We start from the raw sequence: 16242 nt of genomic DNA on the forward strand, positions 1-16242 counted from the left end.
TCGGCCAGCCACCTGTTTGACGGCTTCAATTTTGAATTCTTCGGTGTAGCGTGAGTTGCTCATTGGACCTCCTGGGTGCCTTGATTATAAGGCCTGGAGGTGTCTACGAAACTAGGGGCTATTCAGTCTGATGTTCCGTCAGCTGACATGGAAAGGGCACGACTTTGCTGACTCGGTGAGGGACTCGGAGATCTGGAGGAAAACGCGGGGTGGTGCGCTGGCAGCAGGTGGCTGGACCCTGGATTTGATAAAGGATCTTGCAAAGGGGTATGTACGAAAGAAGCTCAGTGATACCACTGGTATTGAGCTTTAAGAGCCGTGTGGCTTTTATCAGTCCTGAAAATTTACTGGAAAAGCAGCTGGTTAGTTTTCTATTCCGGATGCCAAAAATTGGAGCTGTGTTATATCCGAGGCCAAGAGGCCCCGGATTCACTTGTTACATCTCACTGCATTGCAATCCAGCCATCATGGCCGCTTCCATGAACTCCTGGGTAGGCATACTGCGCCGGCTCATACGCTCTAGAGCTTCTGTTCCATATCGTTCGTTTAGCCTCTCGAACGCACAGCTACAGATCCTCCTGTCCGCGCCCCCTTGCATACATCCAGACACGAACTCGCCCCTGAGCTTGTCCTCAGGGCTTGAGCAGCCAGCCATGAGCAGGCTGATCGCTATTCCTACTGATGCGATTGTAGATTTCATTGTCTGGTCTCCTACATTCTGGAAAGTACTTGGGATACACCGAGTGCAACGCCAATACCGAGACCAATCAACTGAGGTCCGGCAATCCAGAACAGCTTGTTGAATACCAAGCTGAAAAAGCCGCCTGTGGTGAAAAACATCGTTGGCCGTGCGAAGCGACAAATGGCATCGCCAATCATGGCGCCACCCCAACCGACCAAGCTTCCGACTATTACCGCCAGCAGCTTGGCGAAGAAGCCAGCACGAATAACCATGCCAGAGTTGTTAAAGGTGACCATGACGATGGCAAAGACGAATGCTGCAAGGCCCCATCCGATGGCCCTGCCTGAGAGGGAAAAGCCTTCGTCGTTATAATCTTCGTCTTCACTGTGCTGATTGTTGTTGTCGAGATTTTGTTGGTCCATACAGCATGCTCCTGGTTTCTTATTGAGCTTTTTTGGAAGAGATCAGTTGTTCGCTACCAGGCTGACTGGCAGGTATTTGCGGGGTCGCCAAGGGCCGGAAGAACGCCAATGTTGGTGGTTGGCAGTTTGACGGTTTGACCGCCTGCACTGACTTGCAGAGTGCTGGCGTTACGCAGGCTGTCCCAGAAGTTGGGGAAGTCCTCGCCACACAAACGGCAGTAGGTATCGAAGGGGTTGGTGTTGGTATACCCATCGACGATGACATTGAATCCGTCACCTTGTTGTGAGCTATATCGGTTACCTGCGATGGTGGCTGTGGCCCTGACGTATTCACCGTCTTCACTAGGGCAGGCGATGTAGAGTTCGTTTCCTTTGTCATCAGTAACGGTGTACTCCGATGTGCCCATAGCGAAACCGGACCACCACTCGGTGGCAAAAGCGTGATTGTTGCTAATGACAAGCAGAAAGCTAACGATCAGGGCAGTGCGTAATGTGTTCATGGGTTGATCCTTGGTTATTAAAAACATATCCGCTACCAGCTATGAGGCATGCAGCCAGTAGGAATGATCTGTCTAGCGGGTTGTCAGATTTGCAATTGAGATCAAGACAAGGGCAGAGGGTTTCTTACCGGGAGGGTATGAGCTTTGAAGTGTCAATCTGAGTCCCTTCATGTGGTGTCCTTGGATGATGCAGAATTATTTGATATCAAAACGACTTTATAGGTTGATTCTCATCTCGTTAAGTCCTTCATGTCAATCAGTTGATGCCCAACCATTCGAGTTGAATCGGAGGGCGCATGACGAAAAACGTAGAAAACAAGCGAGCGCAAAGTATCGGACGGGCCATTGCCAAGTATCGGGCTGACGCGGGTATGACACAGGAAAGCGTTGCAGCAAGCCTGGGCATTGGCAATGAGGCGGTGTCACGGATGGAGCGTGGCATTGCCACACCCTCAATCCAGCGACTGTATGAGTTGGCAGAATTGTTTGGATGTGAGGCGGTGGATCTGTTGACTACAGGCAGCCATCATGTGGATGACCAGTACCGCCATCTCAAGCAGATGTTGGCGAAGCTGGACGCTAAAGATCGGGAACTGGTGGTGTCACTTTTAGAGCAATTGAGCGCCCGGCTGGCGCGGTAAGCCTGTAACAGGCCCGCGCCTTTTAATCCTCTGAAGCGCCGGTTAGCAAAAAACCGCAGTTCAGGCACAGACTGTCATAGTCACCCAGCCAATGTTTCTCCACGTTGTTTGCAAGCTCGATGCCCTGAGCGACGCCCTCTGCCAGCACTGAATTGGATTGACTCGCTAGCGCAATCAGATCGCCCAGCTGTGTCCAGGGCTCGTGAGCTCCAGGTTTTGAACTCTGCTGCTTAGCAGCAAACTGCCTGAGCAGAGCATCACAGACGCCTGCCATTACAGCCAAGGTGCGAAGGTTCTGCCTGTGCAGAAGGGTTGCAGCGTCACAGATGCAGCATGTGTTGGTTTGCATGATGTCGTTTCTCCTGTGCTGGTGGGGGTTAAATCAGGCCGCGCTCTGCAAAGCTCACTGAGTCCGCGCCGCCAATCACCAGGTGATCGAGTAAACGTACTTCTACTGTGTCCAGGGCTGTTTGCAGACGCTTGGTCAGGGCGACATCCGCCGTGCTGGGCTCGGGTCTGCCACTGGGGTGGTTGTGGGTGAGGATTACCGCAGCAGCATTGGCATTGAGCACGCATTTGATGATTTCCCGTGGGTAGACGCTGGCGCTGTCGATGGTGCCGTAGAACAGGGTTTCAAAGCCCAGCACACCGTGTTGGCTATCCAGCAGGATCAGACCAAAGACTTCTCGTTCCTCATGGGCCAGTGTTGCCATCAGGTAGTTCTTCACGTGTTCCGGGCTGGTCAGGTAGTTGCTGCGTTTGAAGCGGGCTTCAAGAATGCTTTGCGCCCAACTCAGGACATCTTTTTCCGACAAAGGGATGCCGGCAGGCGGCGCAATGGCCGCCTGTTTGGCTGATTTCTGCATGTTTAACTCCAGAGTGTTTAAGGTTGGTTGCTAGGTGCCACTGGTTGATCCTGCAGGCTGTGGGTGCGCTGCAGGATCAGGTCGTGCAAAGTGGGTTTGTCACGTTTTGGTTTGCGGCTGCTGTAACTCGAAATAGCCGTTGTCTGTGGCGTAGAGGTGACTGTGGCTTCAGGGTAGAACTCCTCCAGGACCTGCTCGGCTTCCTCATCACTGTCCTCAAAGGCGCCATTGAGCAGGCCATCTCGCGCTGCAGCATCCAGCGCAGCCTGGTCAAAGCCTGCATCACGTCGGGCACGCTCCAGGATGTTGGCTTGGGCAAGGGCTTCCTCCATGGACAGACCCGTTCGCACAATCAGATCCACGTAGTAGATCGGTGTGCCATGGCTCTGCCGGGTGGATTTACCGCGCAGTCGGATCTCCAATGGCAAACACGCCAGGCGATCACCCGAGAGCGCCTGCAGGTAACTGAGCCTGGCCGACAGCGTTCGAATGCTGTTGAAGCCCGTAGTCCTGAATACAAAGCTCCCCAGCAGATCATCATCACCAATGGCCACGTTAAGCCGGCCATAGGGTTTGCAGTTGCCACCCTTGGCTAAAGGACAGCCATCCGGGCTGGGGCAGGGCAGTGATTGCAGCCCTTCACTGGTAGAGCGTTTACAGGTCTCTCCATTGCCCACACACAGCGGTCGGCCACTGGTACGGTCAAAGAGGCAGTATTCAGCTCTGAAATTTAGATCAGGATCGTTGAACAGTAACCGCACCGGAATACTGCGGATCTTGCCGCCTTGATCCTTGCGCAGATGCTCATCCAGTGGGTGCAGAACCCAGCCATCTCGAGTCTGTACCTGGGAGGTGATGGTGAATTGATCGTCTTTTTCCGGCAGACGCATGCCGTTCTTCTCGACAACCTTGCCGATTGAGATGCGCCCGAGCACGGGCGGCGTAATAGCCAGACCTTTGATCATGGGAATGCTCCTAGGGAATAACGAAAAAGGGCAGGTCGCTGAGTGAGCGGACTGCCCTGGTTGGGGTGGATCAATTGACCAGAAATCGCCTGCTGCCAGGCTTGCTGATCTGGTATTGGGTTTTCAGGTCAGGGTGCGCCTTGAACAGGGCCTCCATATCCACGGCGGTGCCATCCTTGGCTTTCTTCCAGGTGATCGAACCATCGGCAAACACGGCTTTACTGGCTGCCCCCATGGATTCTTGCAGGCGCTGCTTGAGAACAGATTCTCGAGTGTTCAGGTCAGAGAGTGACTGACGTACCTGCTTGAGCTCGGTATAAGTCTCGTTCAGGGACTGATCCTGAGAGAGGTCAATAACCACACCGGTGTCTTCCGGGTAGAGCAGACGCAGTGCCATGTCAGCGGACTCAGAGCCATCGGCTGGTGGCGGTGTGTCGGTTTCAACGTAATGCCAGAACTGACGTTCAAGCTCGATCAGGTGCTGGATCAAGACCTCATCCCGCTCTATCCGGTACACCTCAAGCTGTTGACCGCCGAGCAGCACAGCTACATCAGCCGCCTGCTTGCCGGTGACAGCCAGTTGGTGCATGACCTGCACCTCAACATACTTGGGCACACCGTCACGCCATAGCCTGGCGCCATTTATACCGGCAGTCTTACATTCCAGGATTTGCACTTCAGCACTGCCAACCACCTCACGGTCTATATTGGCGAGCATCCAGGGGATCTCGGGGTGTTGCAGCACCGCATTAACCTTGCGGACCTTGTTCCCTGTGCGTCGGTGGTACTGGGAAGCGACCACAGGTTCCAGCACCACACCCCAAAATACTGGAGTGCTGTCATCGTCCTGGTTGGGTTTGGCCAGGCCCTGGTCGCGGTTGGTTTTCTCCAGCCACAGCTCAAGTTGTGACTTGTAGGGGTTCAGGCCAATGGCTGCCGAGGAGTCAGAGCTGCCGATACCGCGTTTGCGTACATCGAGCCAATCTTCACGGTTCAGATCCTTGGTGCTGACCAGGCGCAGGACGCCACGCCCAGGCTTATTCGCCAGAGGGGAAGGGGTAGAGTGGGTTGTGTTCATGATGTCTCCAGACGCAAAAAAGCCCGGTCAGCGGTGGCTGCCGGGCTTATGTCGTTAAGGGTGATTTAGGTGGTGTTTGGTGAGATAGTCCAGAGCCGTGAATCAAGCGACCAGGGCCATGGCTTGATCCAGGGCTTTTTGCTTCAAGCTGGCGCCTTGGCCGAACCAGGCTGAGTCCAGACGGTGATCAACGCTGCGGGCACGTTTGTCGTGGTCTACGTATTCGGTTACGGCATTCAGCAAGCCCCAGGCGGTGTTATGCGCCGACTCCAGCTGAGAGCCACGCCCTTTGCCAGCAAACAGATCCTGTACCTTCTGCAGAGCTCTATGCTGGTTAAGTTCACGGCGATCATCGACATCCTGATCGGCATCGCAGATGACTTGCAGGAAATAGCCAAGCGCCTCACCTGAGTTGACCTTGCGTTGGCTGAGGGTTTTCATGCGATACATAAAGTCATCCCACTGCGCTACCGAAACACCCAGCTGCCGCTTGACGGCCTGAGCATCAAACTCAGTGCTATGGGGCACACGGATCGACTGCGCTGAACCATCCAGTGCGATGGCCAGGGTGTTGTTGCAAACCACCCGTACTGTTGTCGGCGTGGCCACGGTCGCCAGGCTTCCATCACAGGAGGTAGCCAGCAGCAGGTAGCCATTGACCAAGTCGTTGCCCTTTAGCACCGAGGCTTGCCCCGTCCGTGCCAAGGCCCAGAACTTGCGACCGCCTTTTAGCACGCCTGCAGTTTCCAGCTCGAAGCCTGCGTATTCGGTCAGATCGCGATAGAACTCAATCACATCGAACGGCTGGACTACTTTGTAGCGCTGCGAGACCACTGACAGAGGAGCCTTTGTGTCTGACCGGTAGAGCACCTTCTGATCTGGAAAGGTGTGAATGCTGCCAAGGTGCGCTGCTGAATCCGACAGAAAGCGCACCGGGGACTCCTCGATGTGCCAGTTCATCCCGGCCTCATGCTGCCATACCTCCAGCGGCTGATGACGGGAGAGCTTGTTACCCAGGCCATGCCAGGGTGTTGAACCAACGAAAGCCATATTTTCAATTTGATGTGCCATGGTGAAATCTCCATAACGGCATAAACCGCCTGTGCCAATTAGCCCAGGCGGCAAAATGAGATAAGAAAGGGAGGGGTGAGCGGACGCTCAGAAATGCGCGTGACAGTCTTGGCAGCGGTGTTGATACAGCAGCTGGTCATCTACCAGCTTGCCCAGGCGCAGGCCAGCAATGCAGCCAGCAAAGGCACCGGTAATGGCGCCAAGTACGGCACCAGCACCTACACCGCCAGGGCCAGCAATGACGCCAACCTGCATGCCGATACGGGTACCGGCCAAGGCACCAGTTGCCGTAGACGTTGCAGCACCGGTCATGCCACCAGCAACAGTGCCAACATAACCGCCAATGCGTTTACCGTAATTACAGAAAACCACCCGCTGCGAACCGCAGCGTGGACAGGATCGAGACATAGTAAAAACCTCATGAGACAGGCCAGTTGAGCGGACTGGCTGTGGTAGGCTCATGGGGGTTATGTAGGATTGAAAAAAGTTTGAATGGAAAATGCTAAGGCAGTGTTTATGTCGTGGGCTTGGAGGGTGGCTTTCGGCCAAGAGCGCTCATCAAGTGTCTTTCAAGACAGGGTCGACTCAAGTAGAGCGCAGGAGTCCGACCAGCAAAACACGCAATAGATTACAACGAAGGGAATCAGACATGAAAACATTAAATATTGACCTGGAAAACTGCTACGGCATCAAGAGCCTGCAAACCAAATTCGACTTTTCCAAAGCTAAGGCGTGCGCCGTCTATGCGCCGAACGGTTCTATGAAGTCTTCACTCGCACAAACTTTCCAGGATGTTGCAGACGGTACTGCCTCCAAGGACCGGATCTTCACGACGCGCGTTTGTAGACGCGAAATCACGGATGAGGCCGGCGCGGACCTGCCCAAGGAGAGCGTGCTCGTCGTTCGTCCGTATGACGAGGTTCTTGGGCATTCCGCGAAGACATCAACGCTGCTGGTCAATCCTCTTCTACGCAAAGAATACGAAGCGCTATATGCCGATATCGAGGCGGCAAAGGAGGCCTTGCTGAAAGCTCTGAAGGTTCAATCGGGCTCCAAGAAGGACATTGAAAAGGAGCTGTCGATTACCTTCACAGCACGCGCCGATCAGTTCTATGTTGCGCTGAACCGCATTAGGGACGAAGTTTCCGAGATGCCAGACTCCCCACTCGCAACAGTTTCGTACGACGTGATCTTCGACGACAAGGTGCTTGCCCTTCTCGGTACCGATGAAGCGAATACTGCCATTCAGGACTACATCCAAAAGTACAACGAGCTGTTGGCCGCATCGACTTACTTCAGGAAGGGAACATTTAACTACTACAACGCAGAAACAGTCGCAAAGCAGCTAGCGGACAACGGATTCTTTGATGCGAAGCATTCCGTTACCTTGAACGCTGACACCAAGTTGGAAATAACCAGCCAGAAGGAACTAGAAGAGCTGGTCGCCAAAGAGAAGGACGCTATCTCCAATGACAAGGACCTGAAGAATAAGTTTGCGAAGCTCGACAAGCTCCTCCAGAAGAACGTCACGGTAAGAGACTTTGAAGCATACCTGCTGAATCATGAGGAGTTGCTGGTCCGACTTGGGAACATACCAGCCTTCAAAGAAGATGTCTGGAAGTCTTACCTGAAGGAGCACTTCGAGCTATTTCAGGATTTGCTGAACAAGTACCACGCAGCGCAGGCCAGACGCAAAGAGATCGAAGGGCAGGCTGAGAAGGAGCGCACCCAATGGGAAGAGGTCATTGATATCTTCAACGATCGATTTTTCGTACCGTTCAAGCTGGATGCAACTAACCGACTGGCTGTCATCCTCGGTCAGGAACCGATGCTAAGCCTCGACTTCACATTTGAGGATGCCGACGATATGGCCGTCGTTGACCGCAATGCACTTATGCAAGCGCTTAGCACGGGGGAAAAGAAGGCTTTCTACGTGCTGAACATACTTTTCGAAATCGAAGTCCGAAAGAAGGCAAAACAGGAAACGCTCATTATCGTCGATGATATTGCGGATTCGTTCGACTATAAGAACAAGTACGCAATCATTCAGTATTTGATGGACATTGCCGAAGATTCCCACTTCAAGCAGATAATCCTCACCCACAACTTCGACTTTTACCGGACTGTTCAGAGCCGGTTTGTCCGGTACCCGGACTGTTTCATGGCGTCGAAGACCGCAACGGGATTAGTGCTTGAGCAGGCTGCGGGCATTCAGAATGTCTTTATTAAAGACTGGAAACCAAAATTCGCTACCGAGCCGAAGAAAAAGATTGCCTGCATCCCCTTCATGCGCAATCTCATTGAGTACACAAAGGATGCTGCCGACCCTGATTTTGTCACGCTAACGTCGCTGCTGCACTGGAAGCCTGACTCCAGTCAAATTACCATTTCAGACCTGGATGTGATCTTCAACAGGCTGTTCGGCAAAAACGTTGCTTCGGCAGAAGGCGCAAAACCTGTTATGGACCTCATCATGCACGAAGCCGGCGAATGCCTGAACGCTGCAGAGGGGATTAACTTCGAGAACAAGATCGTGCTAGCCGTGTCGATCCGACTCACCGCCGAACGCTTCATGGTGAAACGTATTAACAATGCGGCCTTTGTCGCAGGTATCGACGCAAACCAAACGCCTAAACTGTTAAAGAAGTTCCGGGAGCTGTTCGGCACAGAGCTGAAGGCGATCAAAGTCCTACAGCGCGTAACTTTGATGACTCCGGAGAACATTCATCTAAACTCTTTCATGTACGAGCCAATCTTGGACATGTCTGATGAACATCTGCGGAGGCTGTATGGCGATGTTATCGCACTGGGCTAAAACTGAACCACCTCAAGCTTGATGTGCAGTTCGTCTTGCTGTTTTTGTAGGGAGCGGCCGCAAAATTCATTGATGAAGGAGGCGCAATGCCCAACCCACTAAAAGTTCTCGACCACAGCTTTAAATCACAAATGGAAGCAGAACAATTTTTCTACGGCATTCGGGATAAGTATTTGGCCATTGGGGGTGATATAAAAGACTCTGCGGATTTCGACCTGCTATGCGAACTTTACGTCAAATACTGCGAGTACACCGATTGGCCCCTACCAGCGTCGCCAATTGCATTTTATACGCGAAACATCTCGCGTGGAGTTGGACCCAAGGGCGGGACGACGCAGGGCTTCGTCGTCAAATTTAACAACGGGAGCGAGCAGGAGTTTTCCGCAAAGAGAGCCATCAGAGCGTTAGCAAGCCGGTAAAGCTTTGATCCTGAGGTCGGTGGGGGCGCGCGACACATTGAGGGTCCTTTATTGGCCGATTCAAGCCTGTTGCGACAGACGACTTTCGGCCAAGAGCAGCCCTCCGAGTATCAATACGGTGGTCTGCCCCGATTATCTCTGTCTTTATATCTGCTCGGAAACTCTTGAAGGAAGCAAGAAAGGTATGCGACTACACAAATGGCTGCAAAACAACAGACTCACGGGGCTGGAGTTATTTTTGCTAGGGGGCTGCCATGGAAAGTAGAGAGCAGCTGTGTGAGCAAGCCCTCATTCGCATTCTCGATAGTCTCTATTCCGATGGGGATCAACAGCTAAGTTCATTTATAGTTACTATGCCAGGGAGGCCGGTAACGCATTTTGTCTGCGCGACGCTCATTCCCGGTACGGGTCTCCTGTCAAATACGCCTGATAAAGGTCGTCAAACAGCATGTTGGTATGTTGCAGGAGCGCATCATCATCATCACAACGTTCCTTGGCCCCGAGCAGCATGAGTTTTAACCCTACTGCCTCTGGAACGGGGGGGCCTCCCACATCCAGGTAGTGAACTAGCTCCCCAATCTTGCTTAAACCCAGTTGAGTCTCAAGACTGAAACTCCTCAGCAGCACTTCAAAGGTGACCTTGTCATCAACATGGGTGAAGTTGGCTCCATCAAAATCATACCCTAGCGCATCTGGCGGGCACTGGTTTGGGTGTTCCAGCCACACGAAGCGAGCCTCGGGATCAATAAAGCGCTGGATCAACCAAGCCGATGCTAGCCGATCCACCCAGGGGCGGCGCCGCGTGGCCCAGCATCTTCCGATAAATGCAGAGCGATCAAGCAGTGGGATCTCGGCCTGGTTCGGCTGCGGCTCGTCAGGCACAAAGCAACGATTAAAGACGTTCTCCGCATCTGCCATGGCTGTGACGGCGTGCTCACTTTCTGCGCGTGGAAAGAAATCGATCTCCATAATGCTTTGCAAACGTCTCTGTAGCTGGGTCAATTGACGCTGTGCTTCTCGCTCCTCCAACTGAGGGCATGCCTGCTGCCAGTCAACCACCGCTGTTCTTAAGGCTTGAAAATCTGCCGCTCGATCAAAGAGCGAAGGCAAATCATCAATGCCATCTATGGCTGACTCCTCTAACTCAATCAGCAGCGCGTCACCTCCCAGCATCTTGATTTCGCTGGCCTGCTGCTCCAGGGCCTCTCTGCGGGAGGAGCTGGCAGGCAGCAAGTAAACGCCATCTCTGAGTACCGCCACACCTAAGCTACGAAGAGCGCGCCAAATCCTCATGCGAGGCGTTCCCGCCCGCCCGCTGAGGCGCATGATCAATATTAACCAGTGTTGCATGTGATCAGCCATAACGCCCTCTCGTTGTATTCATTACAATAACGTTATACATTCTACAAAAATCCCGCCATTATTAAAGAGTGCGCCATGCCCCCAAACATTGAATCGTCCCATCAGGTACCGTTTCGTGAGGCCGTCAGGGTCTGGTTACGAATTGCATTATTGAGCTTCGGCGGCCCAGCCGGTCAAATAGCAGTGATGCACCGCATCCTTGTCGAAGAAAAAAAATGGATTGGCGAGCGCCGTTTTCTCCACGCGCTCAACTACTGCATGATGCTACCGGGGCCAGAAGCGCAGCAGTTGGCTATTTATATCGGCTGGCTAATGCATCGCACCAAAGGTGGCTTGGTCGCGGGCAGTCTCTTCGTGCTACCGGGTTTTATCGCCATTCTAGCACTGAGCTATCTGTATGCAGTCCTGGGCAATGTTGGAGCTGTTGAAGGGCTCTTCTTTGGCTTGAAAGCGGCGGTACTGGCAGTGGTGCTTAACGCAGTTGTACGTATAGGCAAGCGAGCTCTGAAGAATTGGATAATGCTTGGCATCGCCTCTGCGGCTTTTGTCGCCATCTTCCTTTTTAAGGTGGGGTTTCCACTCATTATTTTAACCGCAGCTCTTCTAGGTTATTGGGGCGGGAAGCGCGGCATGACTGCCTTTGAAGTGAGCGGTGGCCATGGAAGTGCTGACGAGTCAGTTCTTAGCGACCGAGACTCCATACTCGGGGAAGGACTCCCTGCACATGCAAACCCCAATCGCCAGTGGTCGCTACGCATGTCAGCCACCCTACTGCTGTTGTGGTTAACGCCGGTCGTGCTCCTGTTGGCAATGTTTGGTAGCGAGAATGTATTCAGCCAGATTGCTCTCTTTTTCAGCAAGATGGCGGTGGTGACCTTTGGGGGTGCATACGCGGTGTTGGGATACATAACCCAAGAGGCGGTGCAAAATTATGGATGGTTGGCACCGGGCGAAATGCTCGATGGCCTCGGCATGGCGGAGACGACCCCGGGCCCGTTAATTCAAGTGGTGCAGTTTGTCGGGTTCATGGGTGCTTATCGCGAGGCCACAGGCCTTGATCCCTTGGTAGCAGCGACGCTGGCTGCGCTGCTGACGACCTGGGTTACTTTCGTTCCTTGTTTCCTTTGGATATTTTTAGGGGCTCCGTATGTGGAGCGTCTACGCGATAATCGCGCACTGAGCTCCGCGCTGTCAGCCATTACCGCTGCGGTAGTCGGGGTTATCCTGAACTTAGCAATCTGGTTTGGGTTTCACGTTATTTTCGCTGAAGTAGGCGAATGGCGCTTTATGGGAGCGCGTGTGTTAACGCCAAACCTAGAATCCCTGGATGTACTGTCGTTGCTACTGGCTGTAGGCGCCATGGTCGCGATTTTTCATTTCAAAGTCGGCATGATCAAAGTGCTGGCAGGGTGTGCGATTCTTGGTGTTTTAGCTTCTCTTGTGGTTTTTTAGCCAGCGGTCGCGCTATTGACGTCAGATGCAGATGAACATTAACTCCAGGTCAGATTCCATGCAGAAGAAAACTAAGACCGCCAAGTCATTACGCAGTTTGAGAACGACGACTGAATATGGCCGCGCCTTTAGTTCGTCGACGTTCAAGGCTTAAGCTCGGCTGTCAAAAGCCCCCTTGAGCTCAAATAAACCATCCTAGCGTGACGGCTGCCAGCAGCAGGTAGCGGGCAGTCTTGGCCAGTGTGACGATCAACAGAAAGCTCCAGAAAGGTTCGCGCATAACGCCGGCGACCACGGTCAGTGGGTCGCCAATAATTGGCACCCAACTGAGCAGTAACGACCAGCGGCCAAAACGATGGTAAGCCTGCTGGGCTTTTTCCAGTTTGCGCTCGCTGACTGGAAACCAGCGTTTTTGTCGATAGCGCTCTATAGAGCGGCCCAGCAACCAGTTGACGGCGGAGCCAAGCACATTGCCAGTGGTTGCGACCGTCAATAATGCCCAGGCAGCGTAACGGTCTGTCAGCAACAGCCCGACCAGCACCGCTTCTGACTGCATCGGCAGTAGCGTGGCGGCACCGAATGCCGCAAGGAAAAGTCCAAGATAGCCGGAAAGCTCCAGCCACGCGTCAGGCATTGAGCCCGGTCCAGCCGTGAATGCCGATATATATACCCACCCCGATAATCAGTACGCTGGAAAAATAAGGGGCGCGGCGTGCCACCGTGCTGAGCCAAGGCCAACGATTGGATGCCTGCCGTGCGCCGATGGCGGCAGCGGCGCCGACGGTGACCAGCGTGATTGCCAAACCAATACTGAAGCACAACACCAGTACCGCTCCCAGCGTGACTTCCTTCACCTGCAGACAGAGCAGCAACACAGTAATCGCCGCCGGACAGGGGATCAAACCCCCAGTCAGCCCGAACAGAATGATCTGGCCGGTGCTGACATTGCCATTGCTGAAACGCGTGCGAATATCCTGGGCATGCGCTCGTTCGTGGGCATCCTGATAACCTTCCAGCGACAGCTCAAGCCCTCCAGCTTTGACATGATCATGATCATGATCATGGTTATGGGCATGTTCATGTTCATGGTGATGCTGATGTGCACTAGCCGCCTCGAGCTGCCATGTTTGCTCGCCCTGCCAGGTGCGCCCCAGCATCCACAGGGCGATGAGAATAATGATGGCGGCGCTGGCAAGCTGGAAGTAGGGCTCGGTAGTGTCAGCGTCGAGATTCTGCCCCAGATACATGCCAAACATGGCCACTAACCAGACCACCGCCGTGTGAGAAAGCGTCGCTGCGAAACCAAGCAGAACGGCCTGTTTTACTGTGCCGCGAATCGCCACGATAAACGCCGCCATCATGGTTTTGGAGTGTCCAGGCTCCAGGCCGTGCAGAGCGCCTAATAAAATGGCGGTGGGAAAATACAACCACGCCTGGGAGGCCCCCTGCTGCAGTAGTTCGGCGAAACTCGACATGGAAGAAACCCTGCTGGGAAAAGTCTTAGAGGTATTTGGTGATTTGCTTGAAATCTTCCAGTGGTGCACGTTCACCCCCGGAAAGCGCCTCTACCGTGTGCTCCAGACAGTGGTCAATATGGTCCTGAATAAGTGTTCGCTTGGCTTGGCAGACTGCCTTTTCTACCGCGTGCAACTGTTGTGCAATATCGACACAGGGGCGGCTGCTTTCAATCATGGTGATGATGCTACGTAGGTGACCCTCTGCCCGCTTCAATCTTTTGACGATATCGCCATGGCTTGAGTGCTGGTGCCCCTCTGCGTTTTCGCTCATGTATTGAGTCTCATGTCGGGATGGATTATGCTCGCATCCTATCCCCCTGGAGGGGATACGGTCAATCCGTCGAATCAGCAAGACTCACGAGCCCCAGGCACCGGACCCTCTAGATATGCCCAGCAAGCCCATCAGCACCAAGGTGATATTTGCCCTCGCTCTCGTCATATTGATGGCATGGGTCGGGCATAGCTCGGCATTAGTGAATGGCGCCAGCCCGCCCGCTCACGCGCATTCGCACGGTAACGACGCTCCCACCTGCACAATCTGTGCGGATCACTTCCATTCATCGCTGACTGCCGATCACGTGCACGAAACGCCGCACCTGAATATGCCTCTGGGCCTAAGCGCTCAATCGAAGAGTGCGGCGCTTCTGCGTGACGCCGGCAGTTTTGTGCCTGCGGCACCGATCTTTTTAGTCAAGCGGCCTCCCCGTCCTGATCTGGTGTGCTGACAACGCCGCCTCGCGACTTTTAACCACCGTCATTCAGGACTAAATAATGCATTCTTTTCCAGGAAGCGATTCGGGCAGATTCCCTGTAGGCTCGAATCGCCCGCTATTACTGTTTTTACTGTTCACCGCGCTGATGTTTATAGGTATGCCTGACGCATTTGCCCACGCTGTCGCCGAAGGCGACAAGGGCTACATTCAGGAAATCACTGGCGTGAACCTCATAGCCTTCATGTACCTCGGGGCCAAGCACATGGTCACCGGCTATGATCATCTGCTGTTTCTGCTGGGGGTGATTTTCTTCCTCTACCGCATGCAGCATATCGCTATTTATGTAAGCCTGTTTGCTGTTGGACACTCGCTCACCATGCTGCTGGGCGTGTACTTCAATATCGGTATCAACAGCTACATCATTGACGCGATCATCGGCCTTTCTGTGGTGTACAAGGCGCTGGATAACCTGGGCGCTTACCAACGCTGGTTTGGCTTTCAACCCAACACCAAAGCCGCCACCTTGATCTTTGGTTTGTTTCACGGCTTTGGCCTGTCGTCGAAGATTATCGAATACGACATCTCACCGGATGGGCTGGTCCCAAACCTGTTTGCGTTCAACGTCGGCGTGGAAATGGGCCAGCTAATTGCTTTGGCCATGATCCTGATTGCAATGAACTTCTGGCGTAAGACTGACGGCTTCTTCCGTCATGCCTACACCGCCAACGTAGCCATGATGGGCGCGGGATTTCTGCTTATTGGCTATCAGCTCACTGGCTACTTTATTGCTTGATTCTGGAGACATTTATGTACAACACCGATATGCCCTCACGCGCTGAACTACCCAGTAGCGCAAAACTGATTCGCTCTACCATCATCTCCGCCATCGTTGCATTGGTGCTTCTGGTGACCGTCGTCATGCCAGCCGAATACGCGATTGACCCGACGGGTGTAGGCCGTTTGTTGGGTTTGACTGAGATGGGCGAGATCAAACAGCAACTTGCCGATGAAGCCGCTGCTGATGAAGCCGCGCAGTTGACGGCGGTGCCTTCCGCTGCTGAAGAGCTCTCACCAGAGCCGACGGCCCCGGTTCAACAGACAGTTGCTGACCCTGAGCCACAGGCAGAGCCAATTGTCGCAACGCCTGCTCCAGCGCAGCCGGAATGGCAGGATGAGGTCCGCGTAGTGCTGACCCCTGGCGAAGGCACTGAGTACAAGCTGACTATGGAACAAGGTGCGATTGCCAGCTTTCATTGGGTATCAGAAGGCGGCCCCGTCAACTTCGACACCCACGGTGATGGCGGTGGCCAGTCTATCTCTTATGAGAAGGGCCGTGGCGTTACGGAGGATGAAGGCGATTTGACGGCCGCGTTCACGGGGAACCATGGCTGGTTTTTCCGTAACCGGAATAATGAGGATGTCACGTTGGTGCTTCGCACTCGTGGCAACTACGGTGAGTTAAAGCGGGCGATGTGAAGCGGAAGACCTGATTAGGTGCCGTCACGCCCAGGCCAGTCTCGAATTGAGGCTGGCTTGGTGTGGGGACCATAAACGTGTGCTTCTGGTAGATATTGAAACCTTCCTTCACACCTCTTGGACTGTTGTCCGCTTTTGGCCCAGGGTGTGTAAAAACGTCCTGACAAATCCTTGCTATGATTTCCGACACTTCCATCGCAAGGATTCCCATGAAACGGTTTATCCAGGGTGAACACCGAGGTCAAAGCACCTTGCTTCCCGAA

Annotated in this window: 19 protein-coding genes; 7 read left to right on the forward strand and 12 right to left on the reverse strand. The window is 53.7% G+C overall.

Features of this window, described 5'->3' with window-relative positions:
* The first annotated feature begins 130 nt into the window (after positions 1-130).
* Positions 131-313, forward strand: a complete 183-nt coding sequence (locus tag H4J77_RS17645; protein WP_259364912.1) for a DUF2513 domain-containing protein — start codon at positions 131-133, stop codon at positions 311-313.
* Positions 314-711: 398 nt separating this feature from the next.
* Here H4J77_RS17645 and H4J77_RS17650 read toward each other — a convergent pair whose 3' ends face one another.
* Together H4J77_RS17650 and H4J77_RS17655 are read right to left on the reverse strand one after the other, a co-directional pair.
* Positions 712-1104: a hypothetical protein gene (locus H4J77_RS17650; protein WP_218565730.1), complete on the reverse strand. Its 393-nt coding sequence runs from the start codon at positions 1102-1104 to the stop codon at positions 712-714.
* Between the two features lie 53 nt (positions 1105-1157).
* Positions 1158-1604, reverse strand: a complete 447-nt coding sequence (locus tag H4J77_RS17655; protein WP_182249739.1) for a hypothetical protein — start codon at positions 1602-1604, stop codon at positions 1158-1160.
* A gap of 296 nt (positions 1605-1900) precedes the next feature.
* Between H4J77_RS17655 and H4J77_RS17660 the strand changes: the two genes are divergently transcribed.
* A complete protein-coding gene (locus H4J77_RS17660; protein ID WP_123891025.1) occupies positions 1901-2245 on the forward strand; it encodes a helix-turn-helix domain-containing protein in 345 nt (114 codons plus the stop codon).
* Between the two features lie 22 nt (positions 2246-2267).
* Here the strand turns inward: H4J77_RS17660 and H4J77_RS17665 are convergent, their stop codons facing one another.
* The 6 genes from H4J77_RS17665 to H4J77_RS17690 form a co-directional block, all read right to left on the reverse strand.
* Positions 2268-2594 carry a hypothetical protein gene (locus tag H4J77_RS17665; RefSeq protein WP_182249741.1) on the reverse strand — a complete coding sequence of 109 codons (327 nt, stop codon included), beginning with the start codon at positions 2592-2594 and terminating at the stop codon, positions 2268-2270.
* Positions 2595-2622: 28 nt separating this feature from the next.
* Positions 2623-3111 (reverse strand): DNA repair protein RadC, encoded by a 489-nt coding sequence (gene radC / locus H4J77_RS17670; RefSeq protein ID WP_123891023.1) that lies wholly within the window; start codon positions 3109-3111, stop codon positions 2623-2625.
* 17 nt (positions 3112-3128) lie between these two features.
* Complete coding sequence (locus H4J77_RS17675) at positions 3129-4076, reverse strand: hydrolase or metal-binding protein (protein WP_220469418.1); 948 nt, start codon at positions 4074-4076, stop codon at positions 3129-3131.
* Positions 4077-4146: 70 nt separating this feature from the next.
* A complete protein-coding gene (locus H4J77_RS17680) occupies positions 4147-5154 on the reverse strand; it encodes a YqaJ viral recombinase family protein (protein WP_123891022.1) in 1008 nt (335 codons plus the stop codon).
* 102 nt (positions 5155-5256) lie between these two features.
* Positions 5257-6225, reverse strand: a complete 969-nt coding sequence (locus tag H4J77_RS17685; RefSeq protein WP_022964304.1) for a DUF932 domain-containing protein — start codon at positions 6223-6225, stop codon at positions 5257-5259.
* Positions 6226-6312: 87 nt separating this feature from the next.
* Complete coding sequence (locus H4J77_RS17690) at positions 6313-6633, reverse strand: hypothetical protein (protein ID WP_123891021.1); 321 nt, start codon at positions 6631-6633, stop codon at positions 6313-6315.
* Positions 6634-6874: 241 nt separating this feature from the next.
* Here H4J77_RS17690 and H4J77_RS17695 point away from each other — a divergent pair, with 241 nt between their 5' ends.
* Both H4J77_RS17695 and H4J77_RS17700 read left to right on the forward strand, forming a co-directional pair.
* Positions 6875-9040: a phage infection protein gene (locus H4J77_RS17695; protein WP_123891020.1), complete on the forward strand. Its 2166-nt coding sequence runs from the start codon at positions 6875-6877 to the stop codon at positions 9038-9040.
* A gap of 86 nt (positions 9041-9126) precedes the next feature.
* Positions 9127-9459, forward strand: coding sequence for a hypothetical protein (locus tag H4J77_RS17700; RefSeq protein ID WP_123891019.1), 333 nt, complete (start codon positions 9127-9129; stop codon positions 9457-9459).
* Positions 9460-9852: 393 nt separating this feature from the next.
* Here H4J77_RS17700 and H4J77_RS17705 read toward each other — a convergent pair whose 3' ends face one another.
* Positions 9853-10752, reverse strand: a complete 900-nt coding sequence (locus H4J77_RS17705; protein WP_220469419.1) for a chromate resistance protein ChrB domain-containing protein — start codon at positions 10750-10752, stop codon at positions 9853-9855.
* A 144-nt stretch (positions 10753-10896) separates the two neighbouring features.
* Between H4J77_RS17705 and chrA the strand changes: the two genes are divergently transcribed.
* Complete coding sequence (gene chrA / locus H4J77_RS17710; RefSeq protein ID WP_123891017.1) at positions 10897-12273, forward strand: chromate efflux transporter; 1377 nt, start codon at positions 10897-10899, stop codon at positions 12271-12273.
* 181 nt (positions 12274-12454) lie between these two features.
* On the opposite strand, the gene H4J77_RS17715 is transcribed toward chrA, so the two are convergent.
* From H4J77_RS17715 to H4J77_RS17725, 3 genes are read right to left on the reverse strand one after another with little or no spacing between them, the layout of a single operon-like run.
* Complete coding sequence (locus tag H4J77_RS17715) at positions 12455-12907, reverse strand: YqaA family protein (protein ID WP_036991748.1); 453 nt, start codon at positions 12905-12907, stop codon at positions 12455-12457.
* The gene (locus H4J77_RS17720; RefSeq protein WP_182249745.1) at positions 12900-13748 is read right to left on the reverse strand and encodes a nickel/cobalt efflux transporter; all 849 of its coding nucleotides are present in this window, start codon (positions 13746-13748) and stop codon (positions 12900-12902) included. The genes H4J77_RS17715 and H4J77_RS17720 overlap by 8 nt, the downstream gene beginning before the upstream one ends.
* Positions 13749-13773: 25 nt before the next feature.
* The gene (locus H4J77_RS17725) at positions 13774-14061 is read right to left on the reverse strand and encodes a metal-sensing transcriptional repressor (protein WP_074778900.1); all 288 of its coding nucleotides are present in this window, start codon (positions 14059-14061) and stop codon (positions 13774-13776) included.
* Positions 14062-14648: 587 nt separating this feature from the next.
* Between H4J77_RS17725 and H4J77_RS17730 the strand changes: the two genes are divergently transcribed.
* Together H4J77_RS17730 and H4J77_RS17735 are read left to right on the forward strand one after the other, a co-directional pair.
* A complete protein-coding gene (locus tag H4J77_RS17730) occupies positions 14649-15296 on the forward strand; it encodes a HupE/UreJ family protein (RefSeq protein WP_228744805.1) in 648 nt (215 codons plus the stop codon).
* Positions 15297-15310: 14 nt separating this feature from the next.
* Positions 15311-15979: a hypothetical protein gene (locus tag H4J77_RS17735; protein WP_036991753.1), complete on the forward strand. Its 669-nt coding sequence runs from the start codon at positions 15311-15313 to the stop codon at positions 15977-15979.
* Positions 15980-16242 lie beyond the last annotated feature (263 nt).

Source organism: Pseudomonas sp. 5Ae-yellow (genome assembly GCF_014077575.1).
Classification (GTDB): domain Bacteria; phylum Pseudomonadota; class Gammaproteobacteria; order Pseudomonadales; family Pseudomonadaceae; genus Halopseudomonas; species Halopseudomonas neustonica.

Coding starts and splice junctions, on each gene's coding strand:
- chrA (WP_123891017.1), top strand. CDS start 10,897: ATGCCCCCAAACATTGAATCGTCCCATCAGGTACCGTTTCGTGAGGCC.
- H4J77_RS17735 (WP_036991753.1), top strand. CDS start 15,311: ATGTACAACACCGATATGCCCTCACGCGCTGAACTACCCAGTAGCGCA.
- H4J77_RS17695 (WP_123891020.1), top strand. CDS start 6,875: ATGAAAACATTAAATATTGACCTGGAAAACTGCTACGGCATCAAGAGC.
- H4J77_RS17720 (WP_182249745.1), bottom strand. CDS start 13,748: ATGTCGAGTTTCGCCGAACTACTGCAGCAGGGGGCCTCCCAGGCGTGG.
- H4J77_RS17700 (WP_123891019.1), top strand. CDS start 9,127: ATGCCCAACCCACTAAAAGTTCTCGACCACAGCTTTAAATCACAAATG.
- H4J77_RS17665 (WP_182249741.1), bottom strand. CDS start 2,594: ATGCAAACCAACACATGCTGCATCTGTGACGCTGCAACCCTTCTGCAC.
- H4J77_RS17645 (WP_259364912.1), top strand. CDS start 131: ATGTTCCGTCAGCTGACATGGAAAGGGCACGACTTTGCTGACTCGGTG.
- H4J77_RS17685 (WP_022964304.1), bottom strand. CDS start 6,225: ATGGCACATCAAATTGAAAATATGGCTTTCGTTGGTTCAACACCCTGG.
- H4J77_RS17660 (WP_123891025.1), top strand. CDS start 1,901: ATGACGAAAAACGTAGAAAACAAGCGAGCGCAAAGTATCGGACGGGCC.
- H4J77_RS17690 (WP_123891021.1), bottom strand. CDS start 6,633: ATGTCTCGATCCTGTCCACGCTGCGGTTCGCAGCGGGTGGTTTTCTGT.
- H4J77_RS17680 (WP_123891022.1), bottom strand. CDS start 5,154: ATGAACACAACCCACTCTACCCCTTCCCCTCTGGCGAATAAGCCTGGG.
- H4J77_RS17675 (WP_220469418.1), bottom strand. CDS start 4,076: ATGATCAAAGGTCTGGCTATTACGCCGCCCGTGCTCGGGCGCATCTCA.
- H4J77_RS17725 (WP_074778900.1), bottom strand. CDS start 14,061: ATGAGCGAAAACGCAGAGGGGCACCAGCACTCAAGCCATGGCGATATC.
- H4J77_RS17715 (WP_036991748.1), bottom strand. CDS start 12,907: ATGCCTGACGCGTGGCTGGAGCTTTCCGGCTATCTTGGACTTTTCCTT.
- H4J77_RS17705 (WP_220469419.1), bottom strand. CDS start 10,752: ATGAGGATTTGGCGCGCTCTTCGTAGCTTAGGTGTGGCGGTACTCAGA.
- H4J77_RS17655 (WP_182249739.1), bottom strand. CDS start 1,604: ATGAACACATTACGCACTGCCCTGATCGTTAGCTTTCTGCTTGTCATT.
- radC (WP_123891023.1), bottom strand. CDS start 3,111: ATGCAGAAATCAGCCAAACAGGCGGCCATTGCGCCGCCTGCCGGCATC.
- H4J77_RS17730 (WP_228744805.1), top strand. CDS start 14,649: ATGTTTATAGGTATGCCTGACGCATTTGCCCACGCTGTCGCCGAAGGC.
- H4J77_RS17650 (WP_218565730.1), bottom strand. CDS start 1,104: ATGGACCAACAAAATCTCGACAACAACAATCAGCACAGTGAAGACGAA.